This window comes from Cellvibrio sp. PSBB023 (assembly GCF_002007605.1).
In the GTDB taxonomy this organism is placed as follows: Bacteria; Pseudomonadota; Gammaproteobacteria; order Pseudomonadales; family Cellvibrionaceae; genus Cellvibrio.
The window spans coordinates 4,231,206-4,256,289 of the sequence record NZ_CP019799.1; the positions used below are offsets into that span (position 1 = coordinate 4,231,206).

Consider the following 25,084-nt stretch of genomic DNA (forward strand, 5'->3'; position numbering starts at 1 on the left):
TTAGTCAATTTTTGTGTGTAGGTCGATGTGCTGGTGTATTTCACCAGCACTCTCCAAACGCATCCGTTATTTCATTGTTTTTCTTTTGCTTTTATACAGCCATTAGCAGGCAGGCTCACCATGAACATATCCAAATTTTTTGTGGATCGTCCCATTTTTGCCGGCGTGATTTCACTGTTGATTTTTATCGCCGGTTTACTCGCCATGTTTCAATTGCCCATTTCGGAATACCCGGATGTATCGCCTCCATCGGTCGTGGTGAGTGCGTCTTACCCCGGCGCTAACCCGAAAGTCATTGCCGAAACGGTTGCAACGCCGTTGGAAGAGCAGTTGGCGGGCACTGAAAATATGTTGTACATGTTTTCGCAGGCCACTACCGATGGTCGCTTGACGTTGACTGTCACTTTTAAAATCGGCACCGACGTTGACCTCGCGCAACAGATGGTACAAAACCGTGTTTCCCAAGCGCTGCCACGTTTGCCGGATGTCACCCGCCAGCGCGGTGTTACCGTGGTAAAAAGCTCGCCCGATTTAACCATGGTGGTGCATTTAATTTCGCCGGATAAAAGTTACGACGAACTTTATTTGCGCAACTATGCGCTCATGAATATCAAAGATGAGCTCGCCAAAGTGACCGGTGTAGGCCAGGTGCGTTTGTTTGGTTCAGGCGATTACGCCATGCGTATCTGGTTAAACCCGGAAACTATCGCCGAGAAAAATCTCACCGCTAATGACGTAGTCAATGCGATTCGCGAACAAAACGTACAAGTTGCTGCCGGTATGATCGGTGGTGCACCCGTCACCGATTTGGTGGATGTGCAATTACCCATCAATGCTAAAGGTCGTTTGGATAACCCGGAAGAATTTGGCGAAATTATTATCCGCGCGGGCGCTACTGGTGAAATTACTCGCTTGAAAGATGTGGCGCGCATTGAAATGGGTGCGTCAGAATTTAGCTTGAATGCCATGTTGGATAACCAACCGGCGGTGGCAATTCCTATTTTCCAATCGCCCGGCGCCAATGCCATTCAAATTTCCGATGCGGTGCGCTCTACCATGGCGCAGTTGTCCGAGCGTTTTCCGGCGGGTGTAGAATACAAAGTGGTTTACGACCCTACCATTTTTGTTAAAAGCTCAATCAATGCGGTGATCAAAACCCTGCTGGAAGCACTGGCTTTGGTAGTGGTAGTGGTGATTCTATTTTTGCAAACCTGGCGCGCGTCTATTATTCCGCTGCTTGCCGTTCCTGTTTCAATCATCGGTACCTTTTCGTTGATGTGGGCTTTCGGCTTTTCGATTAACACCTTGTCTCTGTTCGGTTTGGTATTGGCGATTGGTATCGTGGTGGATGATGCCATCGTGGTAGTAGAAAACGTTGAGCGAAATATCGAAGAAGGTTTAACGCCGCTGGCCGCAACTTATAAAGCCATGCAAGAAGTGAGCGGGCCGATCATTGCAATTTCCCTGACCTTGGTAGCGGTATTTGTACCCATCGCGTTTGTCAGTGGTTTGACCGGTCAGTTCTATCAACAATTTGCGTTAACTATTGCAATCTCTACCGTGATCTCTGCCATTAACTCGCTGACATTAAGCCCGGCATTGGCTGCGATTTTGTTAAAAAGTCACGATGCACCCAAAGATCGCCTGACGCGCATTATGGATAAACTCTTTGGTCGCTTTTTTGGTTGGTTTAATCGCAGTTTTAATCGCGCCTCCGGTGATTACTCAACCAAAGTCGGGAAATTATTAGGCCGCAAAGCAATGGCTGTAGGCGTTTATGCGGTGCTGCTGGCGGTGACGGCGGTCGGTTTTAATATTATTCCCAAAGGCTTTGTGCCCGCGCAGGATAAACAATATTTGATCGCTTTCGCCCAGCTGCCCGATGGCGCCACTCTGGCGCGCACTGAGCAAGTCATCCGTGAAATGGGTGAGATTGGTTTGGCCGAAGCCGGTGTGGAAAGTGCAGTGCAATTTCCAGGCTTGAGTATTAACGGTTTCACCAATAGCTCCAGTGCCGGCATTGTGTTTTTAACGCTGGATGCGTTTGATGAGCGCAATGGTACAGATTTATCTGCTGCCGCTATTTCACAAAAACTGCAAATGAAATTTGCCGGTATTGAAGAGGCATTTATTGCGGTATTCCCGCCTCCGCCAGTACGAGGATTGGGAACTACCGGCGGTTTTAAATTGCAAATTGAAGACCGCGCTGGTTTGGGTTACGAAAAGCTGGCAGAAGTAGTTGCGCAGGTGCAACAAAAAGCCATGCAGCGCCCGGAATTGGCGAGTGTGTTTTCCAACTACAAAATCAATGTGCCGCAATTGTATGCCGATGTGGATCGCACCAAAGCCAAACAACTGGGCCTGAATGTAAAAGAAATCTTTGACACCATGCAAATCTATTTGGGGTCGCTCTATGTGAATGATTTCAATCAATTTGGTCGCACCTATCAAGTGATAACCCAGGCTGATGCGGAATATCGTAATACACCATCGGATGCATTGAATTTAAAAGTACGCAATGTGCAAGGCGATATGGTGCCGCTGGGTGCAGTCTTGTCGATGCAAGAAAGTTATGGTCCTGAAAGTGCGGCGCATTACAACGGTTATCTGGCGGCGGATATTAACGGCAATGCAGCTCCCGGCTATTCCAGTGGCCAGGCGCAGGATGCGATTGACGAAATCTTGGATGAAGTCCTGCCCTCCGGCATTGTGTATGAATGGACTGACTTGACCTATCAGGAAGTGCTGGCGGGCAATACAGCGATTTATATTTTGCCACTGTGTCTGTTGTTGGTGTTCCTGGTGCTGGCCGCACAGTATGAAAGCTTGGCATTGCCACTGGTAGTGGTGACTATTGTTCCGCTCTCCATTTTGTCTGCCCTCTTTGGTGTGTGGATCACTAATGGCGACAACAATATCTTCACCCAAATCAGTTTGTTTGTGCTCGCCGGGCTTGCCAGTAAAAACGCCATTCTGATTGTGGAATTTGCGCGCGAATTGGAGCAGCGCGGCATGGCAACTTACGAGGCAGCAATTACCGCCAGCCGTATGCGTTTGCGCCCGATTTTAATGACCTCATTTGCGTTCATCATGGGGGTTTTGCCAATGGTGTTCTCCAGCGGCGCTGGTGCAGAAATGCGCAGTGTTATGGGCATCGCGGTTTTCTCTGGCATGTTAGGTGTTACTTTCTTTGGCTTGTTCTTTACGCCGATGTTTTATGTGTTGTTGCGCAAGCTGGAAGGCAAGCGCAATTATAAAGTCGACGGTAAAGATGCATTTTTACCTGCAGAACATTCTGCTGTTGCAAACCATAAGGAGTTGCAATCATGAATATTCCATCCCTCTTTATAAAAGGGTTTGTCGTGGCGGTGCTACCTGCCATGATCAGTGCTTGCCACAGTTTTAAATCAGTAGAGCAGTCGGCACAGCTCGCCACTATCCAACCGGCTCCGGCGGCTTTTGTGCTGCCTGCCAAAGCCAATGAGCAACAACCTGTCGCCGCATGGTGGGCGCAATTAAATGACGAGCAGTTAAATCAGCTTATTGCGGATTCACTGCAACAAAATCATTCAATTCGTATCGCGCAGGCATCATTGGCGGAGTCCCGTGCATTGCTGCGCAACAGTAAGTTGGATCGCTACCCCAAGGTTGAAGCAAGCCTGAGCGGTGTGCGCCAACGGCAAAGTGCTGATGTGGTCGGCGATGTAGATTCGCGTATTAGCGAATCCTACCAAGCCGGTTTTGATGCGAGCTGGGAGCTGGATATTTTTGGCCGCGTGCGCAATGGTGTGAAATTATCCAAGGCGCAACTCGCTGCGCGCGAGGCCGATTTACAGGCCGCGCAGGTAAGTATTACGGCAGAAGTTGCCAGCGCCTATATCAGTTTGCGCGGCAATCAATATTTATTGGATGTTGCCCTGCGCAATGTACTGAATCAACAGGAGACGCTGGAACTTGCCCAGCGATTTTCCGAGGTGGGGCGAGGTGATCAATTGGATGTGGCGCGCGCCGAAGCGCAGTTGGAATTGACTCGCGCCAGTATTCCCGGTTTAAACGCCGATATTAATATTGCGTTAAACCGTATTGGCGTTTTGACTGGAAAACCGACAGCTGAATTAAAAACAGCACTGGCGCTGGTGAAATCCCTGCCGCAAATTCCGGCATCGTTTGCAGTGGGTAATCCCACGGATTTATTAAAGCGTCGGCCGGATATTCGTCGTGCCGAGCAAGCCCTGGCAGGTGCGGTTGCGGAATACAATATTCGCGTAGCGGATTTGTACCCGAGTGTTACCTTCACCGGTGGTTTGGGGTATTTGTCCAGTGATTGGACGCGCTTGGGCAATAGCAATACGGACACCTTTTTATTTTCGCCCCGCATTCAATGGGCAGCATTGAACCTGGGCCGGGTAGATGCGCAAATCGATGCGGCTGATGCTCGCACCCAGGCGCGCATCGCCGAGTTTGAACAGAACGTTCTCACTGCGCTGGCAGAAACCGACAATGCGCTGCAGAACTTTGCACGCGAGGAAGAGCGTCGTACAACCTTGCAGCGCGCTTTGCAGGCGAGCAATCAAGCGGCCTCTTTTGCGCGCAAGCGTTTTGAAGTGGGTAGCAGTGATTTCCTTACGGTATTGGATGCCGAGCGCTCGCAGTTAAATCTGAGTGCGCAGTTAGCGCAAAGCGATATGCAAGTCTTGTTAAATTTGATTGCAGTCTATAAATCCCTCGGTGGCGGTTGGGAATTTGCCCAGCAATCTGCGCTGGCTGCGCGCCACTAGGATAGGTGCCTCGCTGCGCACCTTGTAAGGCCTGAAATGTTTTCTTTTTTGCCCGTGACTGTCCCCTTACAGTCATGGGCTTTTTTCTGTGGGGCGCTATACTAGCCACAACGTGAAACCCCAGTGGCTGCCCCCATCTCATGGATATGGCGCCCTGTTAATGAGTCGATATTCTATGAACCCGGTTCAAATTAATTGTCCCCATTGTTTTTCCACTAACCGTTTGCCATCCGAGCGGCTGACCGACAAGCCCAATTGCGGTAAATGCAAGCGCCCGTTGTTTGTGGGCAAGCCGTTGGAGTTAAACCCGGGCAATGTCGCCAATACCTTGGACAAAAATGACATTCCGGTATTAGTAGATTGCTGGGCTCCCTGGTGTGGCCCCTGCCAAGGTTTCGCGCCGGTATTCGAACAATTGGCAGTGCAATCCGAGCCTTATTTGCGCTGTGCCAAACTCAATACCGAAGCGGTACCATCCATCGCCCAGCGCTGGGGTATTCGTAGTATTCCTACGCTGATTTTATTTAAAGGCGGTAAAGAAGTGCAGCGCGTGTCTGGTGCTATGTCTTTACCACAATTGAAAGCCTGGCTGGTACAGGTGGGGGCGTTTGGTTAAGGGCAAACTAAATATAAAAAAGCCAGCGGGTCGCTGGCTTTTTTCGGGAAATGAACGGGACAAAGGCTATTACCAATAGCGCGGCAAATTTTTTTTAATTTCGATGTAACCCGTGTACTGCTCAATGTAACCGCCAATTAATAATTGCTTCATAATTCTGCTCACCATTTCGCGCGATGAGCCAACCATGTTGGCAATGTCCTGATGAGTCACTTTCGGGTTGTGGATGCGCTTGTCGCTATCGCATAACTTTTCCAGCGTGCTGCTCACACGTCCATATACATCCAGCAATGCCAAATCCTTTACGCTATCGGTCAGCTCGCGCACACGGCGCGTCAGCTCGGTAATCATCATCAGCGCAAAATCCGGGTATTCTCGCATCAATTCATGCACACTGGCTTTGGGCAGCATGAGCACTTCGCAATCGCTCAAGGTAATGACCGACGCCGAGCGCGGTTGACCATCCAGTAGCGACAGCTCACCAAAATAATCACCCTCCTGCATGTAATTCAAATTGACCTGGCGTCCTTCGTCATTGGTCAGGTAAGCGCTCACAGTTCCTTTGCGAATTACATACAAATGGCTCGACTCATCTCCCTCAGTCACCAGCACGGTATTTCTAGGGTATTTGCGCAATACGCTGTGCTTTTCCAGTTGGGCAAGATAGTGCGCCGGAACGGCAGCGAATAAACGGACGCTCTCTAACATGGCGGTGTACTTCCCGGTAAAGAAAATGGATTGTTATTGTCATCAAAACACACAATAATCGCTACTACTTATGCCCGTTTTTAGCGGGCAAGGATCATAATTCGGCATTAAATTTTCCCAATTGTCGCACGGAGAGCTATCGGCCTATGGCTGCTGCAGATTCACACCATTGTGAACAGACGCTCATGTTCACCGATATCGTTGGCTACTCGCGCCTGATGGGGCGCAATGAAGCCATGGCGATAGACATGCTGGGTGATTATCGCCAGATTCTGCTTTTCCATATTGAAGGGCAGGGCGGCCAATTAGTGGAATGTATTGGCGATGCTATTTTTGCTCGTTTTGATTCCGCCGCCCAGGCCGCTGCCGCTGCCATTGCCATCCAGCAACACCTGCAAGCCTTTAATGAACCAGATGACAAAAAACTACCGCGCCTGCAAACCCGCATCGGTTTACACAAAGGTGAAGTCACGCTGCGCGACAATGCAGTTTTTGGCGACACGGTAAACATCGCCGCCCGTCTTGAACCCCTCGCCGTTGCCGATGGTATTTGTATTTCACAAACGGTATACGATGACATTCGCCTTAGCCTGTCGGCACCAGCCAAATATCTTGGTGTGCAGACATTAAAAAATATCGAACAAAAAATCCGTGTCTACCTTATCAAACCCGCCGGTATTAATTGGCGTGACCACCTGCATTATTTTCTGCGCGGGTTAAATAAAAAAATTATTACCTATCGTTACCCATTAACGGCATGCTTGTTTGTCTTTATTGCCGCTGGTTTTTATTTTGTCCCTCGCTGGTTAGTGCCGGGTTATACGGCCAACTATGTGGAGATTGCCGATTTTCAAAATTTAATGAACGAAAAAGGCGATGCCGATTATTTCTCCGCCGGTATCACCGAAGCGGTGCGCTCACAGCTGGCAGATATGCGCGATGTATACATAGTAGGCACCAAAGAAGGCATTCACGCCCCCATCCGTCTGGAGGGCAGTGTACAACGCTTAGGCGACAATCTCCGTATTGCCTATCGCTTATTTCGCCGCAAAGACAATGTGCAAATTGCTGGTGGAAAGTTAGATGGAACCTATCAGGATATTTTTATTTTGCAGGATCGATTGGTGGGTGAGATTGCACGTTACTTGGCAGATGAGTTTGATTTGCAGAACTTTAGACCCGCGCCCTTAAGGTTAACGGGGAATGTAACGGCTTATGATTATTATTTGCAGGGTTTGGCGTATTTGGCTAAGCCGTCTTCTCTCGAGAATATAGATTCATCGATACAGTTATTCAACACAGCATTACTTCATGATGAAAAATTCTCTCTGGTAAATACAGGGCTTTGTGAGGCATATCGGCTCAAATATGAGCTGATTAAATTGGCTCGATGGCTCAATGAGGCAGAGCAATATTGTTTGCTTGCTTTGGCACAAGATGAGCGTTCCATAAAGACTTATAAAGCGATAGGGCGTATTTATTTTGAAACAGGGCAATATACGAAGGCGATAAATTATCTTGATCGTGCTCTTTTAATCGATGGTGGCGATGTTGCATCTTCCATTGAATTGGGAGGTGTTTATGATGTTCTTGGTCAAAAAGATAAAGCTGAAAATATTTATATTAAAACAGTGACTAACTCACCTAATAATTGGGAGGCATACGATGGATATGGTTATTTTTTGTTTCGAAATGGACGATATGACGAGGCAATAGAAAATTACAAAAAAATTCTTGATATTACCCCTGAGAATATATCAGCGTTGAATAATATAGCAGCTATGTATCTGCTGAAAAACGAATTCGATCGTGCTGCTTTTTATTTGGAGGAAGCATCACGCATAGAGCCAGATAGTGCTGTTTTTGCAAATATAGGAAGCATGTATTATCTATCCAAAAAGTTTACAAAGGCAGCTTTTATGTATGAAAAAGCCTTGTACTTGGAGCCTGAAAACTATCAATGGATGGTGTATTTGGCGGACGCGTATAAATTTATGCCTGGAAAAGGATTTCTAGCAGATCTATATTTTAGAGATGCTATCAAGTTTGCCAATAAAGATATCGAAGACAATCCAAAAATAGCAAAGAGCTATCGTTATCTCGCTTTGGCTAAAACTTACTTTGGCAGCTTCTCAGAAGCAAATGAAATATTAGAAAAAGCAGATAGCCTTGATGCCAAAAGTATTGAAGCGCTATCTTGTCATTTAAGGGTTGCTATTGCCCAGAAGGATGAGGAAAGAATCAGAGAGTATGTTAAGAAATTGCTCCAATCCCAGTATTCAGATAAATTGCTGCTTGCTAATCCTGATTTTGCTGTTTTAAAGGAGTCCAGGTTTGGTGATTTATTTGATCGGATTCATTAACTTTATTTAATAAACCGGGAGGTTTAGTATGCATATTCTTATCAGGTTAATTGTTCTGTGCGGAGCTTTTTTCACTGCCGGCTGTACTGCGGCCAGTTTGGAGAAGAGTCATAGCATCGTTTATCCCATGGAGGGAACCAATACTGCGGTGGTTGGCATTGGTGTGGATAAACAGGGGATTCCTTTCCTTGCAGCCAAAGAAATCATTGTTGCGCCAGGACAAAAGATACTCTTTGCTGGACCTGACGAATTTATCGTAGTATTTAAGAAAAAGAAAAGCCCTAATCGTAAAATAGAGAACCCTTCCAAAAATGGTGTGGTTGTTATCAGTGTGCCTAACCAAATTTTTGAACAGAGCGAGTTTGTAGAGGAATTTCGCAAAAACAGCGAAGTAAGATTTAGCTACGGTGTTATTGTTAATGGCAAAGAGCTTGATCCCGATATCATTGTCAGGCGCCGTTAAAATCAACGCTTTGTTGACATGATTTAAAAAGCGACCCCAGTGGTCGCTTCTTTATGTGAATAAATCACAATCCCCCCTAACAATTTCTCACAGACTCCCAATCTCTGCCGGAGTAATGTCTGGTTTGTAGCAGGGCGTCTGCAAGGATAGGCGAGCGAAACATGGGTTTTGTTGATCAAGGATGACCGTGTTATGCCTTTCAGGCTGGGCGCCCGGCTACATTTGCGTTGGTGGCAAATGTACGTCTCTTGCAAAGGAATTTTGCTAATGAACCGCATGCATCTCTTTCTTTTATTTGTAGTTTTTCTATTAATCCCGTTGTCTGCACCTGCGTTCTCAGGTCTTATGCCCGCCGCTCAGCCGGATTGCGATGGTACCTCTGCACAAGAATGTCATCCCTCTACCTTGTTGGCGGCGGATCATCCCCCAGTTGTTTCCGCTGTTGTGTCGCCCGATGATTCGGCGGGTAAAGCTACTAATCGCCCGGTTGCACCCCTCGTATTGCAGGAATTTATGCAACAAGAGCACGCTGAAAGCCGTAAACAATGGTTTTTATTGGTGATTATTGCCGTGGTGGTTTTAGTGGCGGTTCGTAGTGCTCCCTCCATGAAATAATCTGCTCGCGACCCTCATCGGTGGCAGATGAATATGCTAAGCACTCACTCATGTCATTTAGGTTGCAATCTCCTGTGTCACCAGCGGAGTTCTGGCAGATTCAGGCAAAAAGCAACGCTCCTTCTATTATTGCTGCTATAAGTTCTTTTGCTGTTTTATGCGCCATAAGCCTGATGCATTAAGCTGCATCAGGCTTTTTATGCAGATTAGGTGATGACAAAGTAGCGTCAAGCCCGCAGAATTCAGCTCCCGATACCCCCCGAAACCGAGCGCCCATGTATTCGATATTGCCCGCCATAGTTGCATTTTTGTTTTTATTTTTTGGCCTTTATGTCGCGCATTCCAAAGGTCTGAACCGGGTAACAGCCGCATTTTTAATCCTATGCATTACCACCTTCTTTTGGCAGTTTGTATGGGCAATCTTATTTCAGGTAGAAAACGAAAAGCTCGCACAGAACCTGATAGATTTGGGGTGGCTGTTAATCTTGTTTTTGCCGACAAGTCTGTTTCATTTCCTGGTGGAGTTGACCGGGCAGCAGCATCACAAACGCAAGGTATACGCTTCTTATATTTTTTCCATTTTCCTCGCGGCTACCCATGTCACTACAGATTTGGTGATTAATGGCAACTATCATTATTTTTGGGGCTTTTACCCCAAAGCAGGTATCTTCCATATTCTGCACGTACTGCAAACAGCCACTGTGGTTATGTATGGATTGTATCTTGCTTACCAAAAACAAAAGCTGGTGCAGGCCGGCGAAAAAACCAAACTGCAATATTGCAGTGTTGCGTTGCTGATTTTTTCATTATCGGCGGTGGATTATTTGTGTAACTACGGGGTTGAATTTTATCCGCCGGGCGTAGTCTTTATCGCCGTGGGCTTGGGGTTGATTGCCCTGGCAACAGTGCGTTATCACGCCATGGATGATTCACGCATGCTGGTGGCAAGCATTGCCCATGAAATGCGTACGCCGCTGGCATCATTAAAATTACAGTCCAGGATGCTAACGGATTATTTACCGGAATTAATTCTGGGGTATAACCAGGCGCGGGATAGTGGGCTGTTGCGTCAACCTATGAATGAGCAAACGCTCACTCATTTAGGACGCACCGCCAAAATATTGGAGCGTGAAGTGGTTCAAGCCAACCATGCGATAGATATGTTGATGGCGCTAACCACCTCACACTACCTCAATGAAAAAGATTTTAAGCATTTCTCCATGAAGGAATGTGTTGAGTTAGCGGTGAGCCGTGTGCCCTATAAAAACGACGCGGAAAAAATAGTCAGTGTTGATGTGAAATCTGACTTTGTGGTGCTCGCGTCCAACGAATTCCTCACCTTTGTGCTGATCAACTTGATTAAAAATTCATTGGATGCACTGCGAGGCAAAGAACGCGGTAGTATAAAAATCACCATTATTGCCGATGCAGAGGGGAATCGCCTTGAGTTTCTGGATAATGGCATAGGTATTGACGAGAAAATCCTGCCGCACATTTTCGATCGCTTTTTTACCACCAAGGATCGCGGCAATAACTCGGGCGTTGGTCTAACCTTCTGTCGTAAGGTGATGGAATCGTTTGGTGGCAATATTACTTGTGAGTCAAAACTAGGCGAATATACGTTGTTTACGCTCACCTTTAAAAAATAACACTTACACCAGCACTCGACTTGCCGTATTAATGTAGTTTTCCACTGCTGGCAATAACGGCGGGTGCTGGTGTGGCAATGTCTCGTTGGGAAATTACTGCGCAATAATAATTGGTTGTTCCGCTCACCTTTGTCGCAGGGTAAACCTGCACGCTATGGTTGAAACTTTCTGGTTCGTAAAAGCCATCTTCGGAGCTGAACAGCGGGATAAATTCGTGTGAGGCGATACGTTGAATCAAGTCGGTGGGCGCGTCTTCCTCTTCCAGAATTTTTAAATGTTCTGCAATATCTTCCTCTGTATAAATCAAACACAGCGATTCATTGCCATTGCGTGATTGCAGGGTGAAACGCGAAGGGTTAGAGAGATAAAAGTATTCTTTTACATCCAGCTCACTGCATACGCTCTGGAAAAACTCTGCCAATTCTGCATCGGCAAAAAAGGGCGTGTTTACATCGACGGCTTCATTTTTAATGTGGCTGGTTAAATCCTGAAAGTAGGCATTTTGTAATCTGTTCATCGCATTGGTCAGTTGCTCCAACATGTTTTCATCACTCTTTTTAATATAGTAATGAATAATGTTTTCATTGAATGCATTAACTGCATCGCTAGGGGTCGCATGACCAGTCAAGAGTATTTTTTTAATGGCGGGATTGGTGATCTTTTTACAGAATTCAATGCCATTCAGGGTGGGCATGGAAAAGTCGGCTACCACCACAGAAATTTCCATATCGCGCTCGTTATCGCGACGCTTTAAGTGGGAGTGGTTGAGCACCTGTTTGACCCATTTGTCGGAGTCGCCGGAAAGCTCGGGTGTCGCTTTTTTCAACCCTTGTTGCCCCTTGGGTTTGGGGGCATTAATGTAGTTCAATGCCTCTACCGCATCATCAAATAATTTGAGGTTGTATTCGTTGGAAAACACCATGTCTAAGGAGGCAAGGAAATCCGGATTATCGTCAATAAATACGATCTGAGCGGGGTAAAAGAACAGTGGTATCTTGGATTTCAAGGTTATGTCCTGCTATCGGCAAATGCGTTGATTGTGGCGGTTAAGGATTATTGTTGATACGCCTGACTCAAATATATACAAAAGAACAGGTTTTAAACAGTCAGTTTCACGATTTAACCCTCCATTTTGGCGTGTCATTTGTGGTCATTGAAAGAAAAAGCAACGCCTGGCACTTAGGTACCAAGGCGTTGTGTATGGCTAATCAATGCTTTTGTAATAGTGCCCTGTTGTAATTGTTATGCAGGGCTGTCGCTGCGTAGGGCATATGGGTGCTTACTTCAGGTTGTCCAGATCTATATCGGTACGCTCAAACTTTTTGATCTTGCGAATGACCTGATCGGGTAGGCGCGCGATATGTTTCTCTTTATTAGCAAACACAATTTGCTGATAGCCACGCGAGGCCAGTTCATCGTTAATATAAAAGCTGAACAGTAAATAGAATGAACATTTTTGAATGTTAAACGCATTGAGTGCGCAGGTGACTGTCTGGAAGGGGAAGGCTTCTTTCAGATACTCGTTATGGGCGCGTTTGGTGATAAATACCCCCTGATCCTGCAGCATATCGTTAGAGATACATTCAAAGAACCAACGCTCTCTCACCGCACCTTGCCACTCAAAAAAATTGGAGAAATACACGTTCTGTGTCGCATTGGAATGCTTGAGTGATGTCTCAAATTTTTGGTAGTAAGTTTGCGGCGCAATTGGCCAGGCATTGGTGGTTGGCCAGCTGCTAATAACTTCTTCGGCACGGAAAGCAACAGATGAATTGGTAGTTTGCATGATTGAATCCTCATTAGTTTGAAAGGTCGGTTATGCAAATGAATTGTTCATTTGCTGACCTAGAGTAATGAAGCGCCAAACAAGACTCCACCGTTTGTGCTCCCACAAAAAGCGAAATCAAATTTATGTCGTTTAAATCATCTTTTATGTGGAGTTCTTATAAAATTTATCAAGATTTTGTATGCGTATTAATCGTTTTGGCACTTAAATCTTTTATTTTATATGCAGCTTGCTGCGATATTTGTTCGTATCATTTAATTATTTGAGCGCCATATCGGCTCAATTTGCCCCTGCATGCAACGCTTTACCTCATCATCAATACGATTATTGGGCTTCACGCATGCCTTGAGCGAGCGCGATGGCGTGAAGGCTTCCGTTATCTCTGCTGCGGGCATTTGCTGCGCTTGATCTGCATGGCGGCACGCCGTTGTTTTGAAGCTGTAGTTCGTTGCGCTGCCATTCGAATTGTATTGATCAATCCAATAATTACAGGTCGCAATCAATTGTTGCAGCTGTGGGTTTTCTGTATTCATCGCCCGCGGCTTTTCGCGTTTGCCAGGCGCGGGCTTATTACTTGGCAAGGGGCGGGTAGAATTACCTGTCGCTTCAACCCAGCGATGCGTTCCCGCCTTTTTATGGCATCGTTCCAGCGTCCTCGCATAATAGTCCCGCTCCTTAACCCACTGCCTCACCTGACTTTGATTGCCGCCATTATCAATATTGCGCTGAGTAGATTTCAGTTTGGATTGCCATTGACCGCAGTCACTAGCGAAGCTGGTTGTTGGTAGGCTTGACATAGCAAGTGTCGCAACAATGATGAATAGATTCTTCATAGGTCTTCTTCCCTGAATAGTAGTGTGTAGTGCTCCTTCCTTTAATGGATTTTATTCGATTGCAGCAGGGGAATTACGTGATCTATAAAACAGAAGGCGATACTGGCTTCATTCTTCCTGCTATAGCACAGGTTTCCAGGCAATAAAAAAGCCAGCGAGGCTTTCACCAGGCTGGCTTTATCAAATATGGTAATAGAGGCGGACTTGAACCGCCGACCCCAGCATTATGAGAGTTGATAGCCCAACCTCATAAAAACTAAATTCCTTGTAAATCAATGGCTTAAATCCTCACTAAACCTCATTGAATCACGCTGAATAGTCAAAATGTGGATGTCACAATGGTGATTCAAGCCGTCATCTCCTGTTAATAGTTGATTTTCGAATATTTCGTTTGTTGCGAATATTGCGTTTGTGGTTATACTGACAGATATGTCAATTCCGGCATATTCAACTTATCGGGCAAACCTGCAAGGATCTGTGGGTAGGATGAAAAATGACGAATCGCAAATATGAGCTACCTAGCAGCGAAGAAGTAGATCTCGCTAGGGTAAGTGCTGCGTCACTTACAAAATTTCTTCAGGCATTGCCTGATGATCGCCGAGCCAATATCAAGATGGGAGGAGAGGACTTAATTGTCCCAAGGCACGCTGTCGAGTTGTTGCGCGATATTTTGGCTGGTATGTCAGCAGGTAAAACTATCAATATTGTGCCAATGGCCAAGGAGCTAACCACTCAGCAAGCGGCTGACTTTCTGAATGTCTCTCGCCCTTACCTGATTGGTTTACTGGAACAGGGGGAGTTAAACCATACCTTGGTGGGTACTCATCGCCGCATCAGGTTTGATGACCTGCTGGTCTACAGGGAAAAGATGGTTAACAAGTCAAAGGTCGCAATGGATGAACTCATGAAGCTTTCTCAGGAGCTGGGTATAGGCTATTGATGAAATACATAGTCCTTTATGACGCGTGCGTTCTTTACCCTTCGGTATTGCGAGATGTGCTTTATAAAAGTCAATTTTTCTACTGAGATTTGCTGTTGATTGCTAATGCTCTGTGAAGCATTTTATGAATATAAATAATCGAGGTCGGTTCAATTCTTTCTGCTGTTAAATCTTGCGTTCGGTCATGTATCCATTTAGCTGAGCTCGTGCCGTCCACTTTTATGCCTACAACTCCAATTTTATATAATATGTAAAATAAATTGTTCTTAAAGTCTCTCAATATTTTTTCTGATGCAGGATACTCAGAATGCATATATTTATTTGCTAGATTAACAAGAATGTCTTCTTGCGACATGCTTTCGTTTTGAATTTTCATTATTAGAGATTCCATCTCATCCGTTGTAATAGTGGAAACTTTAAAGTTATAATTTTTGTGATAAAGAACTTCCATATATTTGTTTAATAACGGGTGTTCAACAGACCATTCATAAGTTAACGATTCTAATCGGTTGGAGGAGTATGTTTTTTCGGCTGACTTTATTATCTCTCCGCTTATTTGGGTTTTACCTTGGGCTTCAATTAAACACTCATTTACAAAAATAATTGCATCCCTCGGTCTAAGTAGGGTTCTTTCTAGAATGTAATCTGAGGCTGGTGATTTTTCGATGGTTGTAGGGAATATATCGTCAAAGTAAACATCATCTTTGGTGTATTTGTTTTTTAGTAGATGATTTATTCTTAGGTCTAGCAATTTTTTTAGTTGATCTCTTTTCCATTCTACTTTCAGAAAAAGGCTTTCGTATTTTTCTCTTTGAAATCCTGCGTCTCTTGTTTTTTCTATGACTCTATTTAATAAATCTACCCTTAAGGTAAATATAATCTTAACGTTCTCTATTTTTTTGAATTTTTTTATTGTTTCAATTAATGCCTTAATAAGCTTATATCGTAGGCTGTCCTCCACCCAGTTTTCATCAAGTTTGTCTATTACTATATATGTCTTCTTTTGTGGGTCTGTAAATATATCTTCAGAAAGAAGTTGAATTATTCTTGATAGTTTTTCCAGTTGAATCCCATTTACAACATTCTTTCCGATGTGAATTATCTCGGTTTTTTGTTCGTCGCTTAATTTCAATGCTCCTCCTGCCTTAATTTCTGTTCCTGGCATTTTTGAGGCAATACTGAAGCTAAGGTCTTTCTCTATTTTGTTCGTGAATTCTTTTATTCTTTCTTCTGTTGTTATCCAAAACTTGGTTTCCCATTTTTCGAGATAATCCAGTGCTTCTTGTTTCTTTCTGTCGCCAGAAATTATATTTGTAATCGTGGATAGGAAGCTTGATTTTGCTGCTTGTGAGTCTATTTGATATTTGTTTTTTATCAGCTCTACCGCAAAAGTGTGCTGCCATAATACATTGTAAAATATGTCTAGATTTACGCCTACCTCTTCAAAAAACTTCAATACCGAAGAGTTGGATATGTGCTTTAATGCGAGTGATTCGGGCTCTATTCGTATGACCCGTTCGCATTTTTCTTCGAGCTCGTCAAGAAGTGCGCTTTTGCCTGCGCCGGTTCTCCCCAGAACTATCGCTGGCGCAGCTGCAGTATCCTCTAGAACCTCAAGATCCCCATTGTCAACGAAGCAATCACTTAGAAATCCTTTATCGTTTTCTGCATCCGCCTCTCCTATATTCATATGTTTTCTGAATACAAAGTCACTTTTGGGTAGGTTAGGCATTCTTAGCTCCTGCTTTTGTTGTTTGATAGTTTTTATTGGTGTCTATGTTGCGTTAATCGTGTTCTTAAGTGCTTGGTGGAGTTTTATCCATTAAGGTTGGTGGCGTCAAATTAATTAACGCTGAGCTTTTTGGCTGTTGGTTTTGATGGCGGGGGGGGGGGGCAGGCAATAAAAAAGCCAGCGAGGTTTTCACCAGGCTGGCTTTATCAAATATGGTAGCTAGAGGCGGACTTGAACCGCCGACCCCAGCATTATGAGACATGCGCTCAGCATCTTGAATCTCTTAACTTAACAGTAAGAGGTTTAAAAAATGCCAGCTAAATCAAAAATTTACGGGGTTATCTGTACCAAAGGTGGTGTCGGGAAAACCACTATATGTGCCAACTTGGGCGCCATTCTAGCGGATATGGGACAGCGAGTGCTACTTGTGGACGCTGATCCACAGCAATCCCTATCTCGCGTTTACCCCATCGTAAATCAAGCCAACTTCGGCCTTACTCAGGTCTATCGTGCTGCGAGCGCTGCCGATTGCATCTCTAGTACAGCCATCCCCAATCTCGATATTGTTCTGAATGATGATCCTCATGGGGAGCACATTACAGCGTTTTTGCGAGAATCCTACGTGCATTTTCAGCACCTCTACGTTGCATTGCAGGAGCTTGGTTACGACTACATCCTGATTGATACTCAGGGAGCTAAAGGAATTATTCAGGAGTCTGTGATTTGCGCTGCCGACGTGCTTGTTTCACCCATCAAGCCGCAGGTGCTGGATACCCGCGAATTCATTCACGGCACTATCGAGCTTGTGAACAAGTTCAAGCCTCGCCCCGGATTCATGAGCGTAACCGGGCGGCCACTTCCCCCAATCCGTGTGCTGTTCAATATGTGGGATCGAACTGGTACCGCAGCGAACATTACTGCGGAATTACGCAGCATGTTCGACCAGGCGGTTGATAACCAAGTCACCGTTTTGAATACCACCATCCCACTTCTAAAGCCCTATTCCGAGGCGAATGGGCGCGGTATTCCCGTACACCGCTACGAGGTAGCACGCTCCGGCCCTACGAAATCGGCTTTTTACACCATGCTCGCCCTCATCGAGGAGCTTGAGCCGAAATTAATGGGTATTCGCCCCCAGTGGAAAAACAATTAAGGAGTTGGCCATGGACAAGCATGTCATTCAAACCCGTGAAGAACAGCTGGATTGGGTAGAGAACTTACAGCCAACACACATCAATACCAATCAGCATGAGATCGAAGTTACAGGCAACAGAGTTGCTTCCGACCGTTTTGAGTCCAGAAGCGTTTTTGGGAAAACCCTTGTTGTTAGTAAAACCGGTTCTGGCAAGACTCGCGTGGGGCATTTTTTGAACGCTGTAGTTTGCGATGGCAGAGAGGTGAGCAATGAGCAGTAAAAATAGCCCCCCCGTCAGCAGCCTTCTGAATCGCCCTCACCTGCAAGGTAATGTCAGCGATGTTGTCCCGTCTGATCCGGTGATCCCTACGCGCATCGTTGTCACGCTCAATCAAATCGTTGCGTATACGGACAACCCGCGTCAGACCAGAAACCCCATGTACGATGAGATTAAAGATTCGATTCGTAATCGCGGACTCGATCACGCCCCTAATGTCACTCGCAAAAACCCAACCGACCCTTACATGATTAAGGACGGTGGTAATACACGCTTGCAGATACTGCGAGAGTTATTTGTGGAAACTGGTGACGAGAAATTTTATCGCCTTGATGTGATGTTTCATCCGTGGAAAAACCAGCTTGATATGCTGATTGGTCATGCGGTGGAAAACGAAATGCGCGGCAATATGATTTTTATTGAACGCGCATTGCATGCCAAAAAAATTAAACACGAAATGGAAGCGGTAGATGGAAAAACCCTTTCGATTCGTGAATTGGCGAAAAGAATAAGCACAGAGGGTTGGTCTATTGATCAGACCAGCTTAAATCATTTGCTATATGCAGAAGAAAACCTTTTGCCGGTAATCCCAGAGGCGCTTTGGTCTGGGATAGGTATAGATCGTGTGAAAAAAATCAGGAAGCTGCTGGATGTATGCCGCACCTATTGGGAGGCGGTAAGCACACCTGACGAAGGTGTGTTTGATGAAATCTGGAAGCCAGTATTTTCAACATTAGATGGCGATGGCTTTGATGTATTTAAGGTTGAGTATGAGTTGTGCGGCGCAATGGCGCAGCGGCTCGACGGCCCTATTATGTCGGTTACAGCGCAAATTCAGGGGCTGCTGGAGGGTATGAAAGGATTGGAGCTGATGCGACCAAAGCATTTTGTTCCTGAGCCGAAAGTCCCGCTCGCACCCAAACCATCTACGGCAACAAAAAAACAGGAATCTGCGAATACCATTGGTAGCAATCAGGCACCAGAGCAGGTAGCAACTCAACCTACAACACACGCTGCAGAAAATTTCACTCCAACACCACCCACAACATTTCTCAATACCGGTGGCCAGCCCTGGGATGTAACCACTCAGGGCGAACAGGGAGGCTTCCTCTCACCTGAACTTTCATCAAGCAACTCATTCGAGGATGACTACCGAATTCCTATCAGTGAAATATCGGGTGGTTCTCCGGTGTTGTATCGCGGCCATCCCGGGCATACAACCTTTGGCCTACAAGAGCGTGCGTTTGAAATTGCTCAGCAATATGCCAACCGTTTTGGATTGATCGAGAGCGTGGTGTGCACACTCGACAATCGTGATGCACATATGGGGTTTGTGTTGAGAGGTGGTGACGATTTTTATCGGCTCTCCGAGCTGCAGCGCATCCATTGGTGCGCACTTAACAATATCGCATTGATTCGCTATCCGGATTCACCGGCACGATTGATGGATCTTATGGGGAATCATAATCCCGAGGATGCATTGGGCATGATGGCGTCAGCCAATTTTGCCCGGTTCATTATGTTTGGCGAGGCATGTCGTGGCGATCAATTCATGTCTGATGCATGGGAAGAACTGGCAGAGTTAGAAGCTATTGCGGCCATCATGATTACCCGCACGATTGAGGAATCAGCTCGTGTTGATGAAGTGCCAGACCATTCATTTGATGAAAATTCAGGGGGTGTGTAATGAGTGCGAATTACCACCTGATGATTATCAACCAGCAAATTTTGCTTGCCGCAGCTGATGCCTTGCGTAGCCAAGATGCACACCTGTTGTCGCAACTTGGTTTGTCATCCATTGATGAAGCCACTGCAGAGCAACTGCGTAAAGTGAGTGTGGATAGACTGGCTTGTCTCAATACCTTTCGCGGCACATTGCTCGATGTGAGATTGAATACCCAAACGCTGCGCATGTTCTTGGGTTTTGCTCAGGATAAAGTCAGTGAGGACGACCAGATCAATGCCGCCATTCGCGCGGGAATGCGTCAACCCATGCTGGAGGAACTTAAAGGCATTAGTCGCCGGGAGTTTGCTTCACGGCGTCAGCATATGGGGCTACCAGAGCACACGCGCGGTCGTATTGAGGTGCTGAGCGAGGAAGATGAGCTGAGTGTGTTGCGAGCATGGAAGCAGTTGGAATCGGTCGAGGATGTGCTTGATCGCTACTTGGAGTTGCATCGCCAGACCGGAATTGGCCTTGACCAAGCATATACCACCATTAAGTCTTTGGCGTGATGCGCATGGAAACGAAATCCAAAACAAGTCTACCGATGGATGCGATACAGCGTCAGATTAATCGAGCAGAGCGCGACCTCGTTGAGCAGCGCACTCAGCTAGATGACGATGATGGCATGGCGGTGCTGTTTACCGGCAACCACCATGATGCGTTCCCCAGGCATCTGGTTGTTAATAGCCAGTTATCTCCTGTCGAAAAAACCACATGGCAGGTGATTCGATTGGCGATCAGCGATCCCAGTCGTCCTGGGGCAACACCGCGCCGCAATGATATTGCGGCCATGGTGAATTGTTCCCCACCGACTGTGACAACCAGCAAGACGATGTTGAGGATTCGCGGTTGGCTTACCTACTGTCGATCTGTGCGCAGGAGTGGCCGGTTTGTTGGTGATATCTATTTGCTCAACGACGAACCCATGTCACTACAAAGCACCTTGGAGATCGACCATTCGTTTGTCGATTTTCTTGAGGATCAGTCACAAAGTAAAAATCAGAAAATTAAAATAGCGGCATCAGAGGTGCTTCAAGAAATACGAAACATTTCAAGCAGTGAATTACCGAGCGAGCTTGATCGTGTTGGTGCGCGTGTTGGTCGCGCAATGAAAGACCTCTATTACAACCAGAGCAAAAATTTTGCTCCGGTGGATGAGGCTGAAAAAAGTGATACTGATGCCAATCACGGCGAATCAAGCACTTACAGCGACCAAAGCAAAAAATTTGCTACGGATGAAAACGGTGAAAATTTAAACCAGAGTAAAAAATTTGCTCCGGCTGGGAAAGAAATTTTTTTCTCTCAAGGTAGTAGTAGTAGTTTTATTAATAATAAATATATATCTACTGCGCGCGTGCACACGCAAGGCGGCCAGTCAATCAACACTGCCGATGCGGAGAGCATGGCGAATTATTTGGAAATCGAGCGCCGTGGTCGCTGGGGTGATTATGACCATGAGCGCGAAGAGGCTTGGGTACGGAAGTTTTTACCTTGGTTTGCTCACGAACCTTTCAAACCCTACGTGATGTGGTTGTTTGCAGGCCGTGCGAATCTCATGCCGGTGATCTGGCAAAAAATTAAACCTCTTCCCAAACACAGTCAGGAGCTGGTGATTTACCAGCTGCTTGGACATGTTGCGGCGTGGAAACACGGTTGGCGTGAGCCGATACGTGATTCGGTTGGGTATCTGCACAAGCTGGTTTTGTTGCAGTCCTCGAATCAGTTGTACCCCGATGAGTGGGCGTTAGCGTTGAAGCGGTGTCGGGATGACGGTGATACGTTGAATTTTATTGATAGTCCGGATTTGAAAAGAGTGTAGGAGGCTCCTACAGCAAGAGCCATGTTTAAAAGTAACTTGGATCATTTTGTACCCTTGTAGGAGGCTCCTACAGAGAATTCACTTCCGTCAGAAGCGCACCACCTGCAACGGCAAGGCTTCTGAGGGGCTGATCGACCCTGTCAATAATCCCAGTCAGTACCAAACCCTGACAGCAATGTAAGGTTGGGTGGACTAGCTCCCCATTCATAACATGGTTGGGAGGGCTTTGAGAGTTCTGGCAGGCGGTGCAGGGATTGCTGGGTTGGGTGTTCGCGTGGCGATGCCCTGATTATTTTGGGAGTTTTGGATGAATAGGAATCCACTCCACGTTTATTTAACCAGAGGTTGATATGGAAAAAACTGAGCAAGACACAGTGACGATTGAGCAGCAAGGACAGGTTCAGGCTGTGACAACCAGTGCGACTGATGCACCAAAACCTGCGCGTGTGAGTCGGGCGGCATTAACTGCGCACATGTCGAGACCGCATTGGAATCAGGATGGCCTCAGTGATCCCGCTGCTGGTCGAGTTCCCCCGCTTCCATCGCAAATGAAGATGGGAGCCAAGATGGAGCTGCATAGTCATTTGGCAATTAATTTATTTCGCGGACGCCGTGGTGATCCAGATGCTAAGCGCAGACCGATTTATGGGCTGGCTCGATTTGCGCGTCAGATTGCAATGGTGTGGTCTGCTGCTGAAAAGGATGATCCATACGCAGACCAGTGCATTCTCGATGTGGAGGCAAAGTATCACGAGGCATTATCGATTTTTACTGAGCGCGAAAAGAACCTTAGTGACATCATCGAAGGCTTGGATGGTTTGGATATCGATATTCAAACCAGTGTGAAGCCAGCGGGTATTGATCTGCAGTTTTTTTGCCCGTGGGCTTACAAAGCAACCGTGTTGTTATTGCAGTTTGATCGTATGGTCAGACTGGGACTTACTGCAAGACATTTAGGTTTGATGGGCGATCAGGATTGGGATGCTGTTATTTCCGATAGTGCGCGTGTGTTGAGAAACATTTTTGCATTGCCTAGTCGATGGATTAGTACCGGTGTTACTCGGGATGATTGCCGCAAGAAAACCAAAGTGGCAAAACGTGCGTTAGGCATGTACGCAGAACGGAAGGAAGGCAGGCTCGTTTTATTGGATAAAGTGTTATCGGGTGAAGTAAGAGCAAAAATATCTCCCGTGAGTAAAGAGCTTGAGAAATACTTGGCGCAGGCTGCCAATTGAGTGCAGCGACAAAACCCAAAACCAACATGAATAGCTTAATTATGAATCCAGAATTTTCGCGGAAAATGGTAATTCAACCGGCGGCGCAATTTTGCGAAGCCAATATCATGGACCGTTCTTTAAAAGGCCTTTTAATGGATAAGGGGAGCCGAGGCTTGGTTGAGAAGCTTCACGGAATTCTGCAAAAAATTGAAGCAGTTCAAAGTGCAATGGAATCGCTGGTTGAACAGCAGCGATTAAGCGCCGATGCCGCAGGTTGTGACTGTGCATTGTTGTACTTGGCTCTCAACCTAAAAACCGGCCGTGATCGGGTGGAAGCTGAAAAGATCAAGTCGATGGGATTGGCAGAAATTCTGCTGAATCACACTCGCAGTGCGGCTGCGCTGGAGTGGCGTAGTGGCAAGGTGTTTTCTCAGGCGTATCAAATGACGCACTTAACGCGCATTCATCCTTTCAGTGCAGGGCATGAGCACCATCAGATGATGTTGGAGTATGTGAAAAAGATCGCGCCCGATTATTACCCTGTGTTAGCGGGTTACGATGGAATACGGCTTTCTCTCAATGCAGCGTTTAAGACGTTGAGAAAGGTGTTGGTTGAATTACATGAACTGCATAGGGAAACGTTTTATGGTGAGTCTATCGAGCGGGAAGCTGATGCCATGGGCAAACGAATCTTCAAGACATTGCCGGATAGTGAATACGTTGCTTACATCCTGAATCAGTTGTACGGGACTTAAGGAGTATTCAATGTCTTACGCCCTGCGAGCCAAAGCTGAACTGAAATTAAAAAATAATGATGATGGCGAGAAAATTAATTATCAGTTCGATAGATCACTTGAACCCTTTGAAATCGCAAAGGCCATGATGGTGCTCCATGCAAGTAATCATGGGATCGTTAAACTGAAAGATGATATGGGAAACTTCCTGGCTCAATTTATTGAGGAACTAAAGGCTGAAAAAATCAAGCGGGAGAATTCACAGTAAATACGAGGAGCTGAACGCACCGGCGGCTGCAAAAATGACAGCCTTTTAGGGGGGGGCAAAAAACAGGAAGGAAAATATCATAAATGTGTCGCGGGACACGCAAATTAAAATTTTGGAATTGATGAGTGTTATCATGAGTCTCTATGCGCAAAAAATAATTCAGAAATTGAAGCAGGAGGAGGATGTAGTACGACAGTATTCGTTAATCGTTGAGCTAATTGAAGATGGTTATCGGCCTGCTGAAATTGCGCGGTTATCTGGCCTAAAGGATTACACGGTAAGACACCACTCTCGGTTGCATGAAAAACTATCTGACCCAGTGAAGGAGCTATTCCTTTTTCAGAAAATATCATTCTCACTTGCCCGTGCGATTGCGGGGGTTGATCCAAAACGACAAGAACAAGCTGCAAGAAAAGCCATATCATCGGGAACAAGTGTTTCAAGCTTCCGGCAAATGCTGAATGAAAATGATGATGTAAAACTAAAACGGGAGATGGATCGTCTATCCGAGCATCTATCGCAAATGTCTGGACTGGATATAAAAATAAGACCAGACAAAAGTAATGCTCAAGCAGGTGCATGGATTGTTCGATATGCGGATCTCACCATGTTTGATGTGATATGTGAGCGATTCACCGGAAAGAAATCACTCGAAGATTATTGAACACACCTTATACAAATTGATTGCCGCAATTATTTACCTTTCTTAATAAACTGCAATTGTTGCAGGACTTTCAACTTCCCGAGCAACGACATCATCTTTTTAGGGCGCTGAATAGCGCCCATTTTTTATCTGATTTTTTTCAACGATGAGCGTTTTATTTGCACGATGTTTTGTTGGATATCTCCTATCTACATGCAACTAAAATCGGGAAGATGAAATTGTTATAAAACATTTTATCTATGATCTACGGATGATTCCTAAATGAAAAATTTCTTTTTTGGTGAAGGTAATATTGGTCGAGACCCCGTTTTGAAGTATGTGCCAGTTAAAGGCGTACAAAAACCAGTTCTTGAATTCGATATGCGAGTGACTTACGACAGATTGAATCAGGATTCCGGTGAGTACGAAGATAACGGTGGATTCTGGGCATCTGTAAGTTTTTGGGGTAAGCGCGCTGAAGCTGCTAATAAAATTCTGAAGTCTGGCGTTCGCGTATTTGTCATTGGCGAAATAAGTCAGGATGAATTTGTAGCAACTAAAGGCGAGCGCGAAGGGCAAACCATTTCAGTCACCAATGTCTCGGCATCGCATGTGGGGCTATCCCTGTTGGGGATTGAATCTATCAATTTAACGCCCAGAAAGAACAGGCCTCAGCAAGCCACAGGTGCAGCCCAAGAAGGCCACCCAGCTACCGATACTACCGAAGAAGAATACGCTCGCGCTTATGCAGAGCAATCGGGTCAATAGTTGTAGGGGGCTAC

23 protein-coding genes are annotated in these 25,084 nt (G+C 45.9%); 18 read left to right on the plus strand and 5 right to left on the minus strand.

Going from position 1 to position 25,084, the window contains the following annotated elements; genetic code table 11:
* The first annotated feature begins 120 nt into the window (after positions 1-120).
* The 3 genes from B0D95_RS18265 to trxC all read left to right on the plus strand — a co-directional run bounded on the left by B0D95_RS18265 (position 121) and on the right by trxC (position 5,394).
* Positions 121-3,330, plus strand: a complete 3,210-nt coding sequence (locus tag B0D95_RS18265; RefSeq protein WP_078045198.1) for an efflux RND transporter permease subunit — start codon at positions 121-123, stop codon at positions 3,328-3,330.
* Positions 3,327-4,778, plus strand: coding sequence for an efflux transporter outer membrane subunit (locus tag B0D95_RS18270; RefSeq protein WP_078045199.1), 1,452 nt, complete (start codon positions 3,327-3,329; stop codon positions 4,776-4,778). The genes B0D95_RS18265 and B0D95_RS18270 overlap by 4 nt, the downstream gene beginning before the upstream one ends.
* Before the next feature lie 175 nt (positions 4,779-4,953).
* Complete coding sequence (gene trxC, locus B0D95_RS18275) at positions 4,954-5,394, plus strand: thioredoxin TrxC (RefSeq protein ID WP_078045200.1); 441 nt, start codon at positions 4,954-4,956, stop codon at positions 5,392-5,394.
* Between the two features lie 69 nt (positions 5,395-5,463).
* Here trxC and B0D95_RS18280 read toward each other — a convergent pair whose 3' ends face one another.
* A complete protein-coding gene (locus B0D95_RS18280; RefSeq protein ID WP_078045201.1) occupies positions 5,464-6,102 on the minus strand; it encodes a Crp/Fnr family transcriptional regulator in 639 nt (212 codons plus the stop codon).
* A 146-nt stretch (positions 6,103-6,248) separates the two neighbouring features.
* Here B0D95_RS18280 and B0D95_RS18285 point away from each other — a divergent pair, with 146 nt between their 5' ends.
* The 4 genes from B0D95_RS18285 (at position 6,249) to B0D95_RS18300 (ending at position 11,192) form a co-directional block, all read left to right on the plus strand.
* Positions 6,249-8,465, plus strand: coding sequence for a tetratricopeptide repeat protein (locus tag B0D95_RS18285; protein ID WP_246841653.1), 2,217 nt, complete (start codon positions 6,249-6,251; stop codon positions 8,463-8,465).
* Positions 8,466-8,493: 28 nt separating this feature from the next.
* Complete coding sequence (locus B0D95_RS18290) at positions 8,494-8,928, plus strand: hypothetical protein (protein WP_246841654.1); 435 nt, start codon at positions 8,494-8,496, stop codon at positions 8,926-8,928.
* Positions 8,929-9,195: 267 nt separating this feature from the next.
* Positions 9,196-9,543, plus strand: coding sequence for a hypothetical protein (locus B0D95_RS18295; protein ID WP_078045202.1), 348 nt, complete (start codon positions 9,196-9,198; stop codon positions 9,541-9,543).
* A gap of 275 nt (positions 9,544-9,818) precedes the next feature.
* Complete coding sequence (locus B0D95_RS18300; RefSeq protein WP_078045203.1) at positions 9,819-11,192, plus strand: sensor histidine kinase; 1,374 nt, start codon at positions 9,819-9,821, stop codon at positions 11,190-11,192.
* Between the two features lie 28 nt (positions 11,193-11,220).
* On the opposite strand, the gene B0D95_RS18305 is transcribed toward B0D95_RS18300, so the two are convergent.
* The 3 genes from B0D95_RS18305 to B0D95_RS18315 form a co-directional block, all read right to left on the minus strand.
* Positions 11,221-12,198: a response regulator gene (locus B0D95_RS18305; protein ID WP_078045204.1), complete on the minus strand. Its 978-nt coding sequence runs from the start codon at positions 12,196-12,198 to the stop codon at positions 11,221-11,223.
* Between the two features lie 273 nt (positions 12,199-12,471).
* Complete coding sequence (locus B0D95_RS18310; RefSeq protein WP_078045205.1) at positions 12,472-12,978, minus strand: thioesterase family protein; 507 nt, start codon at positions 12,976-12,978, stop codon at positions 12,472-12,474.
* Positions 12,979-13,232: 254 nt separating this feature from the next.
* The gene (locus B0D95_RS18315; protein WP_078045206.1) at positions 13,233-13,811 is read right to left on the minus strand and encodes a hypothetical protein; all 579 of its coding nucleotides are present in this window, start codon (positions 13,809-13,811) and stop codon (positions 13,233-13,235) included.
* 493 nt (positions 13,812-14,304) lie between these two features.
* On the opposite strand from B0D95_RS18315, the gene B0D95_RS18320 reads away from it, so the two are divergent.
* Entirely contained in the window at positions 14,305-14,751 is a 447-nt protein-coding gene (locus B0D95_RS18320) for an excisionase family DNA-binding protein (RefSeq protein WP_210403647.1), read from the plus strand.
* A 79-nt stretch (positions 14,752-14,830) separates the two neighbouring features.
* Here the strand turns inward: B0D95_RS18320 and B0D95_RS18325 are convergent, their stop codons facing one another.
* A complete protein-coding gene (locus tag B0D95_RS18325; protein WP_078045207.1) occupies positions 14,831-16,483 on the minus strand; it encodes a P-loop ATPase, Sll1717 family in 1,653 nt (550 codons plus the stop codon).
* A 310-nt stretch (positions 16,484-16,793) separates the two neighbouring features.
* On the opposite strand from B0D95_RS18325, the gene B0D95_RS18335 reads away from it, so the two are divergent.
* The 10 genes from B0D95_RS18335 (at position 16,794) to B0D95_RS18380 (ending at position 25,070) form a co-directional block, all read left to right on the plus strand.
* Positions 16,794-17,636 (plus strand): ParA family protein, encoded by an 843-nt coding sequence (locus B0D95_RS18335; RefSeq protein WP_078045209.1) that lies wholly within the window; start codon positions 16,794-16,796, stop codon positions 17,634-17,636.
* Between the two features lie 10 nt (positions 17,637-17,646).
* The gene (locus B0D95_RS18340; RefSeq protein ID WP_078045210.1) at positions 17,647-17,898 is read left to right on the plus strand and encodes a hypothetical protein; all 252 of its coding nucleotides are present in this window, start codon (positions 17,647-17,649) and stop codon (positions 17,896-17,898) included.
* Positions 17,888-19,582, plus strand: coding sequence for a ParB family protein (locus B0D95_RS18345; protein ID WP_078045211.1), 1,695 nt, complete (start codon positions 17,888-17,890; stop codon positions 19,580-19,582). The genes B0D95_RS18340 and B0D95_RS18345 overlap by 11 nt, the downstream gene beginning before the upstream one ends.
* Complete coding sequence (locus B0D95_RS18350) at positions 19,582-20,130, plus strand: STY4526/YPO1902 family pathogenicity island replication protein (RefSeq protein ID WP_078045212.1); 549 nt, start codon at positions 19,582-19,584, stop codon at positions 20,128-20,130. Before B0D95_RS18345 ends, B0D95_RS18350 begins: the two co-directional genes overlap by 1 nt.
* Positions 20,131-20,135: 5 nt before the next feature.
* On the plus strand, positions 20,136-21,440 hold the full coding sequence (locus B0D95_RS18355) for an STY4528 family pathogenicity island replication protein (RefSeq protein WP_149867947.1): 1,305 nt from the start codon (positions 20,136-20,138) through the stop codon (positions 21,438-21,440).
* Between the two features lie 350 nt (positions 21,441-21,790).
* Positions 21,791-22,675, plus strand: coding sequence for a PFL_4669 family integrating conjugative element protein (locus B0D95_RS18360; RefSeq protein WP_078045214.1), 885 nt, complete (start codon positions 21,791-21,793; stop codon positions 22,673-22,675).
* A gap of 41 nt (positions 22,676-22,716) precedes the next feature.
* Positions 22,717-23,412, plus strand: coding sequence for a hypothetical protein (locus tag B0D95_RS18365; protein WP_168172480.1), 696 nt, complete (start codon positions 22,717-22,719; stop codon positions 23,410-23,412).
* 10 nt (positions 23,413-23,422) lie between these two features.
* The gene (locus B0D95_RS18370) at positions 23,423-23,659 is read left to right on the plus strand and encodes a hypothetical protein (protein WP_078045216.1); all 237 of its coding nucleotides are present in this window, start codon (positions 23,423-23,425) and stop codon (positions 23,657-23,659) included.
* A 133-nt stretch (positions 23,660-23,792) separates the two neighbouring features.
* The gene (locus B0D95_RS18375) at positions 23,793-24,323 is read left to right on the plus strand and encodes a hypothetical protein (RefSeq protein WP_149867948.1); all 531 of its coding nucleotides are present in this window, start codon (positions 23,793-23,795) and stop codon (positions 24,321-24,323) included.
* Between the two features lie 261 nt (positions 24,324-24,584).
* Positions 24,585-25,070 (plus strand): single-stranded DNA-binding protein, encoded by a 486-nt coding sequence (locus B0D95_RS18380; protein WP_078045218.1) that lies wholly within the window; start codon positions 24,585-24,587, stop codon positions 25,068-25,070.
* Positions 25,071-25,084: the final 14 nt, after the last annotated feature.

Bases quoted from the DNA above. Each gene is read 5' to 3' on its own strand.
- B0D95_RS18265 (WP_078045198.1), top strand. From the start codon at position 121: ATGAACATATCCAAATTTTTTGTGGATCGTCCCATTTTTGCCGGCGTG.
- B0D95_RS18270 (WP_078045199.1), top strand. From the start codon at position 3,327: ATGAATATTCCATCCCTCTTTATAAAAGGGTTTGTCGTGGCGGTGCTA.
- trxC (WP_078045200.1), top strand. From the start codon at position 4,954: ATGAACCCGGTTCAAATTAATTGTCCCCATTGTTTTTCCACTAACCGT.
- B0D95_RS18280 (WP_078045201.1), bottom strand. From the start codon at position 6,102: ATGTTAGAGAGCGTCCGTTTATTCGCTGCCGTTCCGGCGCACTATCTT.
- B0D95_RS18285 (WP_246841653.1), top strand. From the start codon at position 6,249: ATGGCTGCTGCAGATTCACACCATTGTGAACAGACGCTCATGTTCACC.
- B0D95_RS18290 (WP_246841654.1), top strand. From the start codon at position 8,494: ATGCATATTCTTATCAGGTTAATTGTTCTGTGCGGAGCTTTTTTCACT.
- B0D95_RS18295 (WP_078045202.1), top strand. From the start codon at position 9,196: ATGAACCGCATGCATCTCTTTCTTTTATTTGTAGTTTTTCTATTAATC.
- B0D95_RS18300 (WP_078045203.1), top strand. From the start codon at position 9,819: ATGTATTCGATATTGCCCGCCATAGTTGCATTTTTGTTTTTATTTTTT.
- B0D95_RS18310 (WP_078045205.1), bottom strand. From the start codon at position 12,978: ATGCAAACTACCAATTCATCTGTTGCTTTCCGTGCCGAAGAAGTTATT.
- B0D95_RS18315 (WP_078045206.1), bottom strand. From the start codon at position 13,811: ATGAAGAATCTATTCATCATTGTTGCGACACTTGCTATGTCAAGCCTA.
- B0D95_RS18320 (WP_210403647.1), top strand. From the start codon at position 14,305: ATGACGAATCGCAAATATGAGCTACCTAGCAGCGAAGAAGTAGATCTC.
- B0D95_RS18325 (WP_078045207.1), bottom strand. From the start codon at position 16,483: ATGCCTAACCTACCCAAAAGTGACTTTGTATTCAGAAAACATATGAAT.
- B0D95_RS18335 (WP_078045209.1), top strand. From the start codon at position 16,794: ATGCCAGCTAAATCAAAAATTTACGGGGTTATCTGTACCAAAGGTGGT.
- B0D95_RS18340 (WP_078045210.1), top strand. From the start codon at position 17,647: ATGGACAAGCATGTCATTCAAACCCGTGAAGAACAGCTGGATTGGGTA.
- B0D95_RS18345 (WP_078045211.1), top strand. From the start codon at position 17,888: ATGAGCAGTAAAAATAGCCCCCCCGTCAGCAGCCTTCTGAATCGCCCT.
- B0D95_RS18350 (WP_078045212.1), top strand. From the start codon at position 19,582: ATGAGTGCGAATTACCACCTGATGATTATCAACCAGCAAATTTTGCTT.
- B0D95_RS18355 (WP_149867947.1), top strand. From the start codon at position 20,136: ATGGAAACGAAATCCAAAACAAGTCTACCGATGGATGCGATACAGCGT.
- B0D95_RS18360 (WP_078045214.1), top strand. From the start codon at position 21,791: ATGGAAAAAACTGAGCAAGACACAGTGACGATTGAGCAGCAAGGACAG.
- B0D95_RS18365 (WP_168172480.1), top strand. From the start codon at position 22,717: ATGAATCCAGAATTTTCGCGGAAAATGGTAATTCAACCGGCGGCGCAA.
- B0D95_RS18370 (WP_078045216.1), top strand. From the start codon at position 23,423: ATGTCTTACGCCCTGCGAGCCAAAGCTGAACTGAAATTAAAAAATAAT.
- B0D95_RS18375 (WP_149867948.1), top strand. From the start codon at position 23,793: ATGAGTCTCTATGCGCAAAAAATAATTCAGAAATTGAAGCAGGAGGAG.
- B0D95_RS18380 (WP_078045218.1), top strand. From the start codon at position 24,585: ATGAAAAATTTCTTTTTTGGTGAAGGTAATATTGGTCGAGACCCCGTT.